14 protein-coding genes are annotated in these 16,157 nt (G+C 69.1%); 9 read left to right on the forward strand and 5 right to left on the reverse strand.

The window, feature by feature from the left end:
• Window positions 1-2: 2 nt before the first annotated feature.
• Window positions 3-1,343, forward strand: coding sequence for a branched-chain amino acid ABC transporter permease (locus ASV56_RS12475; protein WP_062562416.1), 1,341 nt, complete (start codon window positions 3-5; stop codon window positions 1,341-1,343).
• A 73-nt stretch (window positions 1,344-1,416) separates the two neighbouring features.
• On the opposite strand, the gene purN is transcribed toward ASV56_RS12475, so the two are convergent.
• Complete coding sequence (purN, locus tag ASV56_RS12480; protein WP_062562417.1) at window positions 1,417-2,013, reverse strand: phosphoribosylglycinamide formyltransferase; 597 nt, start codon at window positions 2,011-2,013, stop codon at window positions 1,417-1,419.
• Entirely contained in the window at window positions 2,010-3,056 is a 1,047-nt protein-coding gene (gene purM / locus ASV56_RS12485; protein ID WP_062562418.1) for a phosphoribosylformylglycinamidine cyclo-ligase, read from the reverse strand. The genes purN and purM overlap by 4 nt, the downstream gene beginning before the upstream one ends.
• Before the next feature lie 191 nt (window positions 3,057-3,247).
• On the opposite strand from purM, the gene ASV56_RS12490 reads away from it, so the two are divergent.
• Entirely contained in the window at window positions 3,248-4,783 is a 1,536-nt protein-coding gene (locus tag ASV56_RS12490) for an SARP family transcriptional regulator (RefSeq protein ID WP_253880015.1), read from the forward strand.
• Between the two features lies 1 nt (window position 4,784).
• Here ASV56_RS12490 and ASV56_RS12495 read toward each other — a convergent pair whose 3' ends face one another.
• The 3 genes from ASV56_RS12495 to bhcR all read right to left on the reverse strand — a co-directional run bounded on the left by ASV56_RS12495 (window position 4,785) and on the right by bhcR (window position 8,276).
• Entirely contained in the window at window positions 4,785-5,486 is a 702-nt protein-coding gene (locus tag ASV56_RS12495; protein WP_062562420.1) for a pentapeptide repeat-containing protein, read from the reverse strand.
• An 88-nt stretch (window positions 5,487-5,574) separates the two neighbouring features.
• Complete coding sequence (locus tag ASV56_RS12500; RefSeq protein ID WP_062562421.1) at window positions 5,575-7,254, reverse strand: DUF6345 domain-containing protein; 1,680 nt, start codon at window positions 7,252-7,254, stop codon at window positions 5,575-5,577.
• Between the two features lie 182 nt (window positions 7,255-7,436).
• Window positions 7,437-8,276, reverse strand: coding sequence for an HTH-type transcriptional regulator BhcR (gene bhcR, locus ASV56_RS12505; RefSeq protein WP_062562422.1), 840 nt, complete (start codon window positions 8,274-8,276; stop codon window positions 7,437-7,439).
• A gap of 184 nt (window positions 8,277-8,460) precedes the next feature.
• On the opposite strand from bhcR, the gene bhcA reads away from it, so the two are divergent.
• From bhcA to uraH, 7 genes are read left to right on the forward strand one after another with little or no spacing between them, the layout of a single operon-like run.
• Window positions 8,461-9,651, forward strand: coding sequence for an L-aspartate--glyoxylate aminotransferase BhcA (gene bhcA / locus ASV56_RS12510; RefSeq protein ID WP_062562423.1), 1,191 nt, complete (start codon window positions 8,461-8,463; stop codon window positions 9,649-9,651).
• Window positions 9,652-9,654: 3 nt separating this feature from the next.
• The gene (bhcB, locus tag ASV56_RS12515) at window positions 9,655-10,614 is read left to right on the forward strand and encodes a beta-hydroxyaspartate dehydratase BhcB (RefSeq protein WP_062562424.1); all 960 of its coding nucleotides are present in this window, start codon (window positions 9,655-9,657) and stop codon (window positions 10,612-10,614) included.
• Window positions 10,615-10,625: 11 nt separating this feature from the next.
• On the forward strand, window positions 10,626-11,789 hold the full coding sequence (gene bhcC / locus ASV56_RS12520; protein WP_062562425.1) for a 3-hydroxy-D-aspartate aldolase BhcC: 1,164 nt from the start codon (window positions 10,626-10,628) through the stop codon (window positions 11,787-11,789).
• Window positions 11,789-12,751 carry an iminosuccinate reductase BhcD gene (gene bhcD / locus ASV56_RS12525; RefSeq protein ID WP_062562426.1) on the forward strand — a complete coding sequence of 321 codons (963 nt, stop codon included), beginning with the start codon at window positions 11,789-11,791 and terminating at the stop codon, window positions 12,749-12,751. The genes bhcC and bhcD overlap by 1 nt, the downstream gene beginning before the upstream one ends.
• A gap of 35 nt (window positions 12,752-12,786) precedes the next feature.
• The gene (locus tag ASV56_RS12530) at window positions 12,787-14,268 is read left to right on the forward strand and encodes a nucleobase:cation symporter-2 family protein (RefSeq protein ID WP_062562427.1); all 1,482 of its coding nucleotides are present in this window, start codon (window positions 12,787-12,789) and stop codon (window positions 14,266-14,268) included.
• Window positions 14,268-15,611: an 8-oxoguanine deaminase gene (locus ASV56_RS12535; protein WP_062562428.1), complete on the forward strand. Its 1,344-nt coding sequence runs from the start codon at window positions 14,268-14,270 to the stop codon at window positions 15,609-15,611. Before ASV56_RS12530 ends, ASV56_RS12535 begins: the two co-directional genes overlap by 1 nt.
• A 16-nt stretch (window positions 15,612-15,627) precedes the next feature.
• Entirely contained in the window at window positions 15,628-15,978 is a 351-nt protein-coding gene (uraH, locus tag ASV56_RS12540) for a hydroxyisourate hydrolase (RefSeq protein WP_062562429.1), read from the forward strand.
• The last annotated feature ends 179 nt before the right edge of the window (window positions 15,979-16,157 follow it).

The following is a 16,157-nucleotide window of genomic DNA, read 5'->3' on the forward strand; positions in this document are numbered from 1 at the left end:
CCATGTCGCATACACGTCAGGCGGAAGCCTCGAATCCATGGCGGGCGCCGCTGCTGTTCCTGGTCCTGGCCGTGCTGTTCGTCCTCGAGGGCAGCTTTCGCAGCGCCCTGTTTTCAGGCAGCTGGAACACGGCGCTGGGGATCCTGAACATGGGGCTGATCTCGGCCATCATGGTTCTGGGCGTCAACATGCAATGGGGCTATGCGGGGCTGTTCAATGCCGGCGTCGTGGGGTTCCTGGCGCTTGGCGGGCTGGCGCCGGTGCTGGTCTCGACCGCGCCGGTGGCCGGAGCCTGGGCCGCGGGCGGGCCGCGGGTGATCCTGGCGCTGGCCGTGGGGCTGGGCACGCTGGCGCTGGCCGCGCTGGCCTGGCGGCGCATCGCCGGGCCGCTGCGGGTGGTGGCGATGATCGCGGTGCTGGTCGCGGGCTTCGTGCTGTATCGTTACCTCTTCGACCCGGCGGTCGCGGCGATCGAGGCGAACAACTCGGCCGCCGCCGGCAATATCGGCGGCCTGGGCTGGACGGTGCTGTTGAGCTGGCCGGTCGGCGCGCTGTTCGCCGCCGCCGCGGCCTGGGGTGTCGGCAAAGTGGCGCTGGGGCTGCGCTCGGACTATCTGGCCATCGCCACGCTGGGCATCGGCGAGATCATCGTCGCGGTGATGCGCAACGAGGAATGGCTGGCGCGCGGGGTCAAGAACATGTCGGGCATCCCGCGCCCGGTGCCCTATGAGCTGGACCTGCAAAGCGATCCGGGCTTCGTCGCCAAGGCCGCCGAATGGGGCATGGACCCCGGCACGGCCTCGGGCATCTGGGTGAAGCTGATGTATGCCGGGCTGTTCGGCGCGGTGCTGCTGGCGCTGATCCTGCTGGCGGAACTGGCGCTGAAATCGCCCTGGGGCCGGATGATGCGGGCGATCCGCGACAACGAGACCGCCGCCGAGGCCATGGGCAAGCATGTCACCCGCCGGCATTTGCAGATCTTCGTCATCGGCTCGGCGGTGATCGGCCTGGCCGGGGCGATGATGGTGACGCTGGACGGGCTTCTGTCGCCCAACAGTTTCAACCCGTTGCGCTATACCTTCCTGATCTGGGTCATGGTGATCGTCGGCGGCTCGGGCAACAACTGGGGCGCGGTGCTGGGCGCGGTGCTGATCTGGTTCCTGTGGATCAAGGCCGAGGTCTGGGGGCCGGAACTGATGCGGCTGATCACCCTGCCCCTGCCCGAAGGCGCTTTCCGCAGCCATATGCTGGGCGGCGCGCCGCATATGCGCTTCATCGCGCTGGGACTGGTGCTGCTTCTGGTCTTGCGCTTTGCGCCGCGGGGGCTGGTGCCGGAGAAGTAGCTGGCGGGGGCTTTGCCCCCACACCCCCAGGATATTTCCACACAAAAGAGAAGGGCCCGTCAGGGCCCTTTCATCATGCGGCGGTCAGGTGGATCGGGTTCGTGTCGCCTTGCGCGAAACGGCGCAGCACCTCGGGGTAGAGGCGATGCTCCTGGGTCAGCACGCGGGCGGCGAGCGTCTCGGCCGTGTCGCCGGGCAGGACCGGGACGCGGGCCTGGCCGAGGATCGGGCCGGCATCGAGTTCCGGCGTGACCAGGTGGACGCTGGCGCCGGCCTCGGCATCGCCGGCCTCGATGGCGCGCTGATGGGTGTGCAGGCCCGGGTATTTCGGCAAGAGCGAGGGGTGGATGTTCAGCATCCGGCCCTGGAAGCGCTGCACGAATGCCGGCGTCAGGATGCGCATGAAGCCAGCGAGGCAGAGGATGTCGGGCTGGGCCGCGAGCAGCGGTTCCAGCAGCGCGGCCTCGAAACCGGCGCGGTCGCCCTTGAAGGCGCGGTGATCGACGGCGAAGGTCGGCACGCCGAGCCCCTCGGCCCGGGCAAGGCCGCTGGCGGCCGGGTCGTTCGATCCGACGATCACGGCGCGGGCCGGGTGGCCGCCGGTCATGGATTCCACCAGCTTGACCATGTTCGAGCCGCCGCCCGAGATCAGGATGGCGACTCGTTTCACCGCAGCCGGCCGGTGTAGCGCACGCCCTCGCCCGGCGTGACATGGCCGAGGCGATGGACGGTTTCGCCCTGGTCCTGCAACAGCGCCTCGATGGCTTCGGCGCGGTCGGGGCCGACCGTCAGGATCATGCCGATGCCGGAGTTGAAGGTCTTGAGCATCTCGGCCTCTGCGATGGCACCGGCCTCGGCCAGCCAGTCGAAGACCGGCGGCAGGCTGAAGCTGTCGAGGTCCACTTCCGCGCCCAGCCCCTGGGGCAGCACGCGCGGCAGGTTCTCGGTGATGCCGCCGCCGGTGATATGGGCGGCCGCATGGACCCCGCCCGCGCGGATCGCGGCCAACACCGGCTTGACGTAAAGCCGGGTCGGAACCAGCAGCGCCTGGCCCAGCGTGCCGGGGCCGAAGGGCGCGGGCGATTCCCACGTCAGGCCGGCATGTTCGGCAACCTTGCGCACCAGCGAGAAGCCGTTGGAATGCACCCCGTCCGAGGCAAGGCCCAAGAGCACGTCGCCGTCGGCGACGCCGGCGGGCAGCGCGGTGCCGCGCTGCATCGCGCCGACCGCGAAGCCGGCGAGGTCGAAATCGCCCTTGGCATACATGCCCGGCATCTCCGCCGTCTCGCCGCCGATCAGCGCGCAGCCGGACCGCCGGCAGCCCTCGGCGATGCCGGTGATGACGCGCGCCGCCTCATCGACCGACAGCTTGCCGGTGGCAAAATAATCCAGGAAGAACAGCGGCTCGGCACCCTGGCAGACCAGGTCGTTCACGCACATCGCCACCAGGTCGATGCCGAGTCCGTCAAGTTCGCCCGTGTCGATGCCGATGCGCAGCTTGGTGCCGACGCCGTCGGTCGCCGCGACCAGGACCGGGTCGGTGAAGCCGGCCGCGCGGGGATCGAACAGCGCGCCGAAGCCGCCCAAGCCCTCCATGACGCCCGAGCGCTGCGTGGCGGCGGCGGCGGGCTTGATCCGCTCGACCAGCGCATTGCCCGCGTCGATATCCACTCCGGCCTCGGCATAGGACAGGCCGCTGTTGCGCTCGGTCATTTCGGTTCCCCTTCGCTTTGACGCCCCGATAGCGCAGGCGCGGCCAAGTGGCAATGATCGCCTGCGTTTCCAGGGCCGCCCGGTGCCTCTTGCGCGTGTTTCTGTTGTTTCGCGGCGCCTGGAGGAATTATGGTTAATAAGACCGGAACGGGGCAATGCGGCGAGTCGAGATGCCTGCCAAGCTGAGCCTGATGGGATCCGTGCGCCTTCGCGGCTCGGGTGGGGATGATCTGACCCCGCGCAGCCAGAAGGCGCGGGGCGCGCTGGTGCTTCTGGGCACGGCGCCGGACCTGCGGCTGAGCCGGGCCCGGCTGCAAGACCTGTTGTGGAGCGAACGCGGCAAGCAGCAGGGCTCGGCCAGCCTGCGCCAGATGCTGCGCGAATTGCGCGGCGCCATGTCCGAGGAGCGCAATATCCTGCAGACCGGGATCGGCTGGGTCGGGCTGGACCCGGACCGGCTGCGCATCGACCTGAGCCCGGTCTATGACGCCGGCGGCGCGCCGATCGAATTCGCCGCCGACATCGACATCCCCGACCCCGAATTCGAAAGCTGGCTGCGCGACATGCGGCTGCGGCTGATGCCGGAAGAGGAAGGCCAGCTGCCCTGCCGGCCCGAGCCGGGCGAGCCGGGCGCCGGCGCCTATGTCGTGGCGCTGGCGCCGGTCCAGGGCAACGATGCCCGCGCGCATCTGGTCGGCGAGATGGTGGTGAACGAGGCCGCGGCGCGCGCCTGCGAGATGATCCCGGCGACGCTGGCCGACCTGCCCGAACCCGGCGCGGCGCTGATCGGCGTGCAGATCCTGCCCTTCTGCTATGCCACCGGCGGCGATTGCGCGCTGCTGACGGTCATGCGCGACCTGGCCACCGGCCGGCGGGTCTGGACGCGGCGCTTCACCATCCGCGCCGCGGACGAGACCGCAACCATGGGCCATGCCGTGGCGCAGATCACGGTGGCGCTGCTCGACCGGGCGCGGCGCACGGCTTCGGCGAAATGGGACAGCTTCCCGATCTGGGACGTGTTCAGCTATTCGCGCGAGCGGCTGGAGGCGGCCGATGCGGTGCTGGCGCAACTGCCCGAGCGGCGGCAGAATGCCGTCAGCCTGGCGCTGCGCTCTTATCTGCGCCACACGCTGGTCTGCGAGCGGCTGGCCGAGGATCCGGCGCGGCTGTCGGACGAGGCCGAGGATTTCGCGTTGCGGGCGCGGGCGCTGGCGCCGAACAATCCGGTGGTGCTGGCGGTGGCCTCGCTGTCGGCCTCCTGGCGGCGGGACGCGGTGGGGGCGCTGGAGCTGGCGCAGGCCGCCTGCCGCACCGACCCGGACAACGAGCTGGCCTGCCACGCCCTGGCCGAGGCGCTGAGCGGCGTCGGCCGCGACCAGGAGGCGCTGGAGGCGATCGAGCGCGGCGCCCGCGGCGCGCTGGCCGAACTGGGCCAGGCCAGCTGGCTGATGCGGCGGGCGCAGGTGCTGGTCCGGCTGGGCCGCTTCGGCGATGCCGAGAATTCCGCCGCCGCCGCCTTCGCCTTTGCCGCCGACCACCGTCCGGCGCTGCGGCTGCTGGCGGCGCTGCGCCACCATCGCGGCGATCGCGCCGGGGCGGCGGATGCGCTGCGCCACCTGCGCCGGATCGAGCCGGATTTCTCGCTCGAGCTGATGGCGCATCCCGATTACCCGGTCCAGGCCCTGCGCAGCGCCGGGCTGATGGGCATCGTCCGGTCCGGGCTGTAGCTCAGGGCGTGACCAGCACCTCGAGCGCGATGGGCGCCTTGCCCGTCTGGCGCAGGTCCAGCACCAGCCGCGCCCGCCCCGGCGCCACGGCGCTGAAGGCCAGCACCCGCAGCGGCCCCGGCGCGGTGTCGGGCGGCTCGGGCCCCGAGAGGATCGGCGCGCCCTCGACATGGGCGGCAGGGGTCGGGCCGTCCAGATGCATTTCAAGCCGGTCGCCGCAGCGCAGGCAGACCGGCGCGCCCAGCTGCGCCTCGTGCAGGATGCAGGTCGTGGCGCGGTGGCGCGGCGCCGGATAGCGCAGCGGCGGCGCGCTGATCGCCAGCGCCCGCTGCATGGCGTCAAGCCAGGCGCCGCGCAGTCGTGCCCCGGTCAGGTCGGCGCGGTCGAGCCTGGCGCCAGTCAGATCGGCGCGCTCCAGCACGGCCTCGCGCAGGTCGGCGCCGCTGAGATCCGCCAGCCCCATGCTGGCGCCCGAGAGATTGGCCTGGAAGAACCGCGCGCCCGCCGCCCGCGCCGACCACAGGCTGGCGCCCGACAGCTGCGCGCCGGTCAGGTCGGCCTCGGTCAGGTCGGCATAGGACAGGTCGGCGCCGACCAGAGTCAGGCCCGCCATGTCGAGCCCGGCGAGATCCGCCCCGGCCAGCTGCAACCGGCCCATCGTCGCGATGCGCCGCACGATTTCGGCGCGGGTGTAATCCGCCATCGCCCACCTCAAACCGGGCCGGGTCCCTGCCCGGCCGCCCTGAATTGTGCCCGGAGACGGCTGCCTCCGTCCCCGGGCTACCGGATCGTCAGTCACCCAGGTCGGACTGGATCCAGTAACGCTTGCGAAAGCCGCGCCGGCATTCGATCTCGATCGCCTTGCGGGCGACGAGACGCGCCGTATTGCTGCGGATTCCGTAGCCGATTTCCTGCGTGCCCGGCAGCACGGTCAGTTCCAGCGGCGCCGCGCCGCGCGCCGCCAGGTCGCGCATCAGCCGCGCCGAATGCTGGGCCAGCATCTGCGGGATCGCCGGCGGCTCGAGCCCGGTTTCGACGCCGGCCGGCGGGGCCGGGTCGTCCGGCAGTCCGTTGCGATGGGCGCGGGCCGGCAGCAGCTCGGCCATGCGGCGCAGGCTCGATTCGATGCGCAGCACGGTGCCGTCCGGGCGCATGGTCAGCCGCAGCTTGCCCGAATCCGGCGTCAGCACCGGAATGCCGGCGAAGCTCTGGCGGAACTGCACCACGATCTCGTCCAGGCTTTCGCGGGCCGGCTCGTCGGGCCGGCAGGGGCTGGCGCTGGCCGACATGGCGAGCAGCACCCGGTCGAAGACCAGCTCGCAGCCCGGTTGCAGAAAGCCGTAGCGGCGCAGCGCGCTGCGGGCGCGGGCGACCAGCGCCCGGCGCTGCAGCGGCATGCGGGCCTGCTGGCCGGGCCGGCTGGGCGCGAAGGCCAGCAGGATGCGGCCGTCGGGGCGCAGGTGGAACAGGCTTCCGCCCTGCTCCAGCCGCAGCCCGTCCTGGCCCTGCCGGCGCAGCAGCCCAGGCTCGCCGCCGATGCGCGACAGAACCTCGCCGGCCAGGGCGTGATCTTCGGCCGGCGGCACCAGCCGCACGGCCGAGAAGGCCTCGGGCGGGGTGGCCAGCCCGGGTTCGCGCGGGCCCAAGGTGGTCGGGACGTGCCAGCGCCAGGCCCACCAGGTCCCGCCGCCCGCCGCCGCGCGAAAGCGCCGTTCGTGAAACAGCCGGTCCAGCGCCTCGTCGCGGCTGTCGCCGCAGGCGGCCACCGCCGGGCTCTGGTCGGTCGAGACATCGCCGCAGCCGTCCAGCCAGGCTTGCGAGAAGCTCTTGCCCAGCCGCCAGTGCCGCCAGAAGTTGCGGCCGTATTGGCCCGAATCCCAGCAGGAACTGTCGAAGCCGAACATCATCCGCAGCCCGGCATTGGCCCGCGCCCAGACCTGCGCCGGCCCCTGGCCCTGGGCCGCGTCGCAGGGCAGCGACTGGCTGGCCGACCAGAACAGATAGCGCAGCCCGCCGCCGCCGAAGCGCATCCGCTCCGAGGTCAGGCAAGGATCGGCGCCGTTCCACAGCGCGCCCATCGGCAGGTGGAAGATGCCGCGCTCATCGGTGCGCCCGTGGCCGGCGTGATAGAAGACCCGCACCGAATCCATGTCGCGGCCGGGGGCGTGCTCGGCCTCGCGCCGGTCGTAGATCCAGGATTTCACGCCGAGGTCGCGGCGCCAGAATTCGGGGGTGGCAAAGCCGTCGACCGCATCGAGAAAGCCTTCGGCATCGCGATGCGCGGCATGCAGCGCGCCCGCGGCGCGATAGGTCTCGACGCTGCAAGCCCCGTAAAGCCGGCTCGCCGCGTTGCCGGCATCCAGCACGCCGCCCGCCACAACCTCCGCGGGATCGGGGTCGTCGTCCGCCTCGGGGACAGGGTGGGCGCGCTGCGGGTGCAGAATGCCGAAACGGGGCGTGTAATCGTCCATCACCAAAGCTCCTTGCGGACAGCGCCGGGGCCGTGGGCCGGTCCCGACGCGACGGCTGCTGCAAGAGGCTAGGCCGGCCCGCGTGAACTGGGCGTGAATCCGCCAATTCACTTAACGAGCGCGCCGGTTTCCCGGTAATTCGGCGCAGTTTTGCGCATTTAGGCTGGTGGGTGACCGAAGAATCACGATTCGGAGCCCGTTCCCCGCGCCGGCGTCATGCCAAAGGACAGCTCGAGCGCCGCCGCGATCACCGCCTTGGACATTGCCTCCAGCCGCGCGTCCGACATGCGCAGCGTCGGTCCCGAGACCGAGATCCCCGCCGCCGCCTCGCCCGACAGATCGAAGATCGGCGCCGCGATGCAGCGCATCCCAGGCGTGCGCTCCTCATTGTCCAGCGAATAGCCGCGGGCGCGGATCCGGGCCAGATCCTGCTCCAGCGCCTGCGCTTCGGTCAGGGTCTTGTCGGTAAAACGCTGCAGCTCCATCCCCTGCAGCATCAGCCGCAGCTGCGCCGGGCGGACATGCGCCAAGAGCGCCTTGCCGATCCCCGAGGCATGCAGCGCCGAGCGGGTGCCGGGCGGAAAAAAGGCGCGGATCGTCTCATGCGTTTCGGCCTGGGACAGGAACAGCACCGCATCGCCGTTCAGGATGCCGAGGTTCGCGGTCTCGCCGGTCTGCTCCATCAGCCGCCGCAACAGCGGCCGCGCGCGTTCCACCAGCCCCGAGCGGCGCATGAAGGCCGAACCGTGGCGAAAGGCGGTCGGCCCGACATGCCAAGCCTGGGTCGCGGGATCGGTCTCGGCCACGCCGCGCGCGGCCAGCGTCACCAGCACCCGATGCACGGTCGAGGGCGCCATGTCGAGCCGCTGCCCGATCTCGCTGAGCGTCAGCCCGCTGGAGCTGGCGATCAGGTCCAGAATGTCCAGCGCCCGGTCCAGCGCGCGGATGCCGCCCGAATCCTCGGCCCCCGCTCCGGCCGTGCGCCCGCGCGGGCGGCCCCTTTTGCGCAATTCTCCCGACATTCAATTATTCCTTGCGATAGATATGCGGGATTATTGAAAATCGTAAATCCCGCATGGAAAAGCCCAACATCCTGTTTCTGCGCCCTTTTACACGGTTTTTCCGCGATTGCGAAATATTTTTCAGAAAAATTGCCCGAATGGACAGCAAGGCCTAGGCTGGGTGACAAGCGCAGGAGGAATTGCCATGACCAGCCAGAACCCGATCTTCATTCCCGGCCCGACCAACATCCCCGAGGAGATGCGCAAGGCCGTCGACATGCCCACCATCGACCACCGCTCGCCGGTGTTCGGCCGCATGCTGCACCCCGCCCTGGAAGGCGTCAAAAAGGTGCTGAAAACCGAGAGCGCGCAGGTTTTCCTGTTCCCCTCGACCGGCACCGGCGGCTGGGAAACCGCCATCAGCAACACGCTGTCGCCCGGCGACAAGGTGCTGGCGGCCCGCAACGGCATGTTCAGCCACCGCTGGATCGACATGTGCCAGCGCCACAGCCTGGACGTCACCTATGTCGAGACGCCCTGGGGCGAAGGCATCCCGGCCGACCGCTTCGAGGAAATCCTGACCGCCGACAAGGGCCACGAGATCCGCGTCGTGCTGGCCACGCATAACGAGACCGCGACCGGCGTCAAATCCGACATCGCCGCCGTCCGCCGCGCGCTGGACGCGGCCCGCCACCCGGCGCTGCTGTTCGTCGATGGCGTCAGCTCCATCGGCTCGATGGACTTCCGCATGGACGAATGGGGCGTCGACATCGCCGTCACCGGCAGCCAGAAGGGCTTCATGCTGCCGCCGGGCCTGGCCATCGTCGGCTTCTCGCCCAAGGCGATGGCGGCGGTCGAGGCCGCCCGCCTGCCGCGCACCTTCTTCGACATCCGCGACATGGCGACCGGCTATGCCCGCAACGGCTATCCCTACACGCCGCCGGTCGGCCTGATCAACGGGCTGAACGTCGCCTGCGAGCGGCTGCTCTCGGAAGGGCTCGAGAACGTCTTTGCCCGCCACAACCGCATCGCCTCCGGCGTGCGCGCCGCGGTCGAGGCCTGGGGGCTGAAGCTTTGCGCCGTCCGCCCCGAGCTCTATTCGGACAGCGTCAGCGCCATCCGCGTGCCCGAGGGTTTCGACGCCAACCGCATCGTCAGCCATGCGCTGGAGACCTATGACATGGCCTTCGGCACCGGCCTGGGCGAAGTCGCGGGCAAGGTGTTCCGCATCGGCCACCTGGGCAGCCTGACCGACGCCATGGCGCTGTCGGGCATCGCCACGGCCGAGATGGTCATGGCCGACCTGGGCCTGCCCATCCGGCTGGGTTCGGGCGTCGCCGCCGCGCAGGAGCACTATCGCCAGTCCACCGCCGCGGCGCTGAAAAAGGCCGCCTGAGGGATGAAGGACGCCATGTATATCCCGACCTATCAGGACATGCTGGACGCGCATGAGCGCATCAAGCCGCATATCCGGCGCACGCCGATCCGCAGCTCGGATTACCTGAACGAGCTTGCCGGCGCGCAGCTGTTCTTCAAATGCGAGAATTTCCAGGAGCCGGGGGCCTTCAAGGTCCGCGGCGCCACGAACGCGGTCTTCGGCCTGGACGACGCGCAGGCGGCCAAGGGCGTCGCCACGCACAGCTCGGGCAACCATGCCTCGTGCCTCAGCTACGCGGCCATGCTGCGCGGCATCCCCTGCAACGTGGTCATGCCCCGCACCGCGCCGCAGGCCAAGAAGGACACCGTGCGCCGCTATGGCGGCAAGATCACCGAATGCGAGCCCTCGACCAGCTCGCGCGAGGAAACCTTCGCCAAGGTGCAGGCCGAGACGGGCGGCGATTTCGTCCACCCCTATAACGACCCGCGCGTGATCGCCGGCCAGGGCACCTGCGCCCGCGAGGTGATGGAGCAGACCGACGGGCTCGACATGATGGTCGCGCCGATCGGCGGCGGCGGCATGATCTCGGGCACCTGTCTGACGCTCTCGACGCTGGCGCCCGAGGTCAAGGTCATCGCGGCCGAACCCGAGCAGGCCGACGACGCCTATCGCAGCTTCAAGGCCGGCCACATCATCGCCGACGATGCGCCGAAGACCATCGCCGACGGCCTCCTGGTGCCGCTGAAGGATCTGACCTGGCATTTCGTCAGCAATCACGTCAGCGAGATCTACACCGCTTCGGACGCCGAGATCGTCGATGCGATGAAGCTGATCTGGAAACACCTGCGCATCGTGATGGAACCCAGCAGCGCCGTGCCGCTGGCCACCATCCTGAAAAACCCCGAAGCCTTCGCCGGCAAGCGCGTCGGCATCATCGTCACCGGCGGCAATGTCGATCTCGACAAGCTGCCCTGGATCTGAGGAGCATTCCCATGAACGCGAAAGCGGATTTCGCCGGCTTCGAAGTCGGCTATGACATTCCCGCCCTGCCCGGCATGGACGAGGCTGACATCCAGACGCCCTGCCTGATCCTGGACCTGGACGCGCTGGAACACAACGTCAAGAAGATGGGCGATTACGCCAAGGCCCATGGCATGCGCCACCGCAGCCACGGCAAGATGCACAAGTCCGTCGACGTGCAGAAGCTGCAGGAATCGCTGGGCGGCGCCGTCGGCGTCTGCTGCCAGAAGGTCAGCGAGGCCGAGGTCTTTGCCCGCGGCGGCATCAAGGACATCCTGGTGTCGAACCAGGTCCGCGACGCAGCCAAGATCGACCGCCTGGCCCGCATGCCGAAACTGGGCGCCACCGTGACGGTCTGCGTCGATGACGTGGCGAACGTGGCCGACCTGTCGGCGGCGGCGCAAAAGCACGGCACCAACCTGGGCGTGTTCATCGAGATCGACTGCGGCGCCGGTCGCTGCGGCGTCAAGACCACCCCGGAGGTGCTGGAAATCGCCCGCGCCGTGGCAGCGGCCCCCGGCCTGACCTTCAAGGGCATCCAGGCCTATCAGGGCGCCATGCAGCACATGGACAGCTATGAGGATCGCAAGGCGAAACTCGATGCCGCCATCGCCCAGGTCAAGGACGCCGTGGATGCGCTGACCGCCGAAGGGCTCAAGCCCGAATTCGTCTCGGGCGGCGGCACCGGCTCGTATTATTTCGAGTCGAACTCGGGCGTCTATAACGAGCTTCAGTGCGGCTCCTATGCCTTCATGGATGCCGACTATGGCCGCATCCACGACAAGGACGGCAAGCGCATCGACCAGGGCGAATGGCGCAACGCGCTGTTCATCCTGACCTCGGTGATGAGCCATGCCAAGCCGCATCTGGCGGTGGTCGATGCCGGCCTGAAGGCGCAGTCGGTCGATAGCGGCCTGCCCTTCATCTATGGCCGCGACGATGTGAAATACATCAAATGCAGCGACGAGCATGGCGTGGTCGAGGATCCGCAGGGCGTGCTGAAGGTCAACGACAAGCTGCGGCTGGTGCCCGGCCACTGCGACCCGACCTGCAACGTCCACGACTGGTATGTCGGCGTCCGGAACGGCAAGGTCGAGTCGGTCTGGCCGGTCTCGGCGCGCGGAAAGGCCTATTGATGTTCATCGTTGCCGAGAAGGAAATTGCGGGTCTGATGACCCCCGAGGCGGCCTTCGAGGCCATCGAGGCGGTCTTCGCCTCGATGGCCCGGCGCAAGGCCTATAACTTCCCGGTGGTCCGCGAGGCCATCGGGCATGAGGATGCGCTCTACGGCTTCAAGGGCGGCTTCGACGGCGCCGCGCTGGTGCTGGGCCTGAAGGCCGGCGGCTATTGGCCGAACAACCAGAAGCACGGGCTGATCAACCACCAGTCCACGGTGTTCCTGTTCGACCCCGATACCGGCCGGGTCTCGGCAGCCATCGGCGGCAACCTGCTGACGGCGCTGCGCACGGCGGCGGCCTCGGCGGTGTCGATCAAGTATCTGGCGCCGAAAGGCGCCAAGGTGCTGGGCATGATCGGCGCCGGCCACCAGTCCGCCTTCCAGATGCGGGCGGCGGCCAATGTGCACCGGTTCGAGAAGGTCATCGGCTGGAACCCGCATCCCGAGATGCTGGGTCGGCTGGCCGAGACCGCGGCCGATCTGGGCCTGCCCTTCGAGACGGTCGAGCTGGACCAGCTGGGCACCGAGGCCGATGTGATCATCTCGATCACCTCGTCCTTCTCGCCCCTCTTGATGGATCAGCACGTCAAGGGCCCGACACATATCGCGGCCATGGGCACCGACACCAAGGGCAAGCAGGAACTGGATCCGGCGCTGGTCGCGCGCGCCCGGGTCTTCACCGACGAGGTCGCGCAGTCGGTGACGATCGGCGAATGCCAGCACGCCATCGCGGCGGGCCTGATCGCGGAGGAGGCGATCGGCGAGCTGGGCGCGGTGGTCTCGGGCGACGATCCGGGCCGCGACGACGCGGAAGTCACCATCTTCGACGGCACCGGCGTGGGCCTGCAAGACCTGGCCGTGGCGCAAAAAGTCCTTGAAATCGCCAAGGAAAAGGGGCTGGCGCAAGACGTCGAGATCTGAATGTAACGTCCTGAAAACTGGGAGGTATGGGACGAATGCAAGCGAACCGAACCCCGCCCGGGTTCGATCCGGTCGAGGAGCGCATCGCCGCTCCTCGGCTGTTGACCCTGGGTCTCCAGCATGTGCTGGTCATGTATGCCGGCGCCATCGCGGTGCCGCTGATCGTCGGCCGCGCCCTGCAGCTTTCGCCGCAGGACGTGGCCTTCCTGATTTCCGCCGACCTGTTCGTCTGCGGCATCGTCACCATCATCCAGAGCTTCGGCGCCACGCAATGGTTCGGCATCAAGCTGCCGGTGATGATGGGCGTGACCTTCGCGGCCGTGGGGCCCATGGTTGCCATCGCCTCGGCCAATCCCGGCCCCGAGGGCGCGCGGATGATGTTCGGCGCCATCATGGCGGCGGGGCTGATCTCGATCCTGTTCGCGCCGCTGGTCAGCCGCATGCTGCGGTTCTTTCCCAGCGTCGTCACCGGCACGGTGATCCTGGTCATCGGCGTGTCGCTGATGCCGGTGGGCATCAACTGGATCTTCGGCCTGCCGGTCGGCCCGACCGCGCCGAAGCTGGTCGATCCCGCCGCCCAGGCCTGGCTTGACACCGCCATCGCCGCCGGCGGCGTGCCCGAGGGCGTCAAGCTGCTGCCGACCGTCGCCAATCCCGACTATGCCTCGCTGCCGCGCATCCTGATCGGCATCACCGTGCTGGCCTCGATCCTGCTGATCGCGCGCTATGCGCGGGGCTTCGTCGCCAATATCGCGGTGCTTCTGGGCATCATCATCGGCGGCATCCTGGCCGCAAGCCTGGGCATGATGCATTTCGGCGGCGTTTCCGGCGCGGCCTGGTTCGCGCCGATAAAGCCTTTGCATTTCGGCGCGCCGATCTTCGATCCGGTGATGATCCTGACCATGCTTCTGGTCATGTTCGTGACCATGATCGAATCGACCGGCATGTTCCTGGCGCTTTCCGACATCTGCGGCCGCCGCATGACGCCCAAGGCGCTGGCCGCGGGCCTGCGCGTGGACGGGCTCGGCACCGCCATCGGCGGGCTGTTCAACACCTTCCCCTATACGTCCTTCAGCCAGAACGTGGGCCTGGTCGGCGTGACCGGCGTGCGCTCGCGCTTCGTCTGCGTGGCGGGCGGCGCAATCATGATCGTGCTGGGGCTGATCCCCAAGATGGGGGCGCTGGTGGAATCGCTGCCGACCACGGTGCTGGGCGGCGCGGGCCTGGTGATGTTCGGCATGGTCGCCGCGACCGGCATCCGCATCCTGTCGACCGTCGATTTCAAGGGCAACAAGCACAACCTGTTCATCGTCGCCGTCTCGCTCGGCCTCGGCATGGTGCCGATGATCGCGCCCGACTTCAACCAGTGGTTGCCGCATTCGCTGCACACGCTGATCCATTCCGGCATCCTGCTGGCCGCGCTGGCCGCTGTCGGACTGAACTGGTTCTTCAACGGTGCGCCGCATACCTCGGACGAGGAAATCGCCGCGGCGGCCCATGCAGCGGAGGCTCATTGATGGTAAAACGCCTGCTCATTCGCGGCGCCGAGGTGGTCGTCACCATGGACGGCGCCCGGCGCGAGATCGCGGGCGGCGACGTGCTGATCGACGGCGGGGTGATCTCCGCCGTCGGCACCGGCCTGGTGGCCGAGGGCGCCGAAGTGGTCGAGGCGCGGGGCTGCGTCGTCACCCCGGGCCTGATCAACACGCATCACCACCTGTTCCAGACCCTGACCCGCGCGGTGCCTGCGGCGCAGGACGCGGCGCTGTTCGGCTGGCTGCGCACGCTCTATCCGATCTGGGGCCGCATGACGCCCGACGACATTCGACTGTCCACCCGGATCGGCCTGGCCGAACTGGCGCTGTCGGGCTGCACCTGCTCCTCGGACCACCTGTATCTGTTCCCGAACGGGTCGCGGCTGGACGACAGCATCGAGGCGGCGGCGGATATCGGCATCCGCTTCACCGCCACCCGCGGCGCCATGTCGATCGGCGAAAGCAAGGGCGGCCTGCCCCCCGACGCGCTGGTCGAATCCGAAGCCGCGATCCTCAAGGACAGCGAGCGCGTCGTCGCCGCCTTCCACGACCCGAACCCCGGCGCCATGGTGCAGGTCGGGCTGGCGCCCTGCTCGCCCTTCTCGGTCAGCCGGGAATTGATGCGCGATGCGGCGATCCTGGCCCGGGACAAGGGCGTGCGGCTGCACACCCACCTGGCCGAGAACGACGAGGACATCGCCTATTCGCTGGAGAATTTCGGCATGCTGCCCGGCGACTACGCCGAAAGCCTGGGCTGGACCGGCGACGACGTCTGGCATGCGCATTGCGTGAAACTGTCCGAGGGCGAGATCGACCTGTTCGCCCGCACCGGCACCAGCGTGGCACATTGCCCCTGTTCGAACGCGCGGCTGGCCTCGGGCATTGCGCCGGTGCGCAAGATGCGCGACGCCGGCGTGCCGGTGGGCTTGGGTGTCGACGGCTCGGCCAGCAACGATTGCTCGCATCTGGGGCTCGAGGCGCGGCAGGCCATGCTGGTCGCGCGGCTGAAGGACGGGCCGGCGGCGCTTGGCGCTCGCGAGGCGCTGGAGATCGCCACCCTGGGCGGCGCGCGGGTGCTGGGCCGCAGCGACATCGGCGCGCTGGAGCCCGGCAAGCGCGCCGACCTGGTGCTGTGGGACGTGTCCGAACTGCCGGCCGCCGGACAATGGGATCCGGTCGCGGCGCTGATCTTCTGCGCGCCGATCCGGCCGCGCGCGGTCTATGTCGAAGGCCGCGCCGTGGTGCAGGATCATCACCTGACCGGCGCCGATACGAATCACCTGAACGAACAGGCCCGCCGTGCCATCGCGCGGCTGGCGGATTGACAAGGAAAGGAAGACTATGCCCGGCTATCTGACCACCCATGTGCTGGACACCGCCAATGGCAGCCCCGCCCAGGGCATGCGGATCGAGCTTTATCGCCTGGACGGCGAGCGCCGGCTGATCGCCGAGACCGTCACCAACCACGACGGCCGCACCGACAAGCACATCCTGCCCGAGGCCGAGTTCCAGGCCGGCGAATACGAGCTGGTGTTCCATGTCGGCGCCTGGCTGGACGGCATCGGCCACCAGGCGGCGCAGCCGCGCTTCCTGGACGTGGTGCCGCTGCGCTTCGGCATGTCGGAACAGGACCATTACCACGTGCCGCTGCTGATCTCGCCCTACGGCTATTCGACCTATCGCGGCAGCTAAGCCACGCCCGGCCGGCCCCCGCGGGCCGGTTCTTCTTTCCGCAAATTCCCCTTGAAACCCGCGCCGCCGGCCCCCGACGGCGGCTGCGACCGGCTGCGTGCCAACCTGCGACTTTCTACCGCAGCTTGGGTTAGCTTAAACCGATCATGCAAAGTCAGCCGGCAGCCATCCCGCTAAAT

Source organism: Paracoccus aminovorans, assembly GCF_001546115.1.
GTDB lineage: Bacteria > Pseudomonadota > Alphaproteobacteria > Rhodobacterales > Rhodobacteraceae > Paracoccus > Paracoccus aminovorans_B.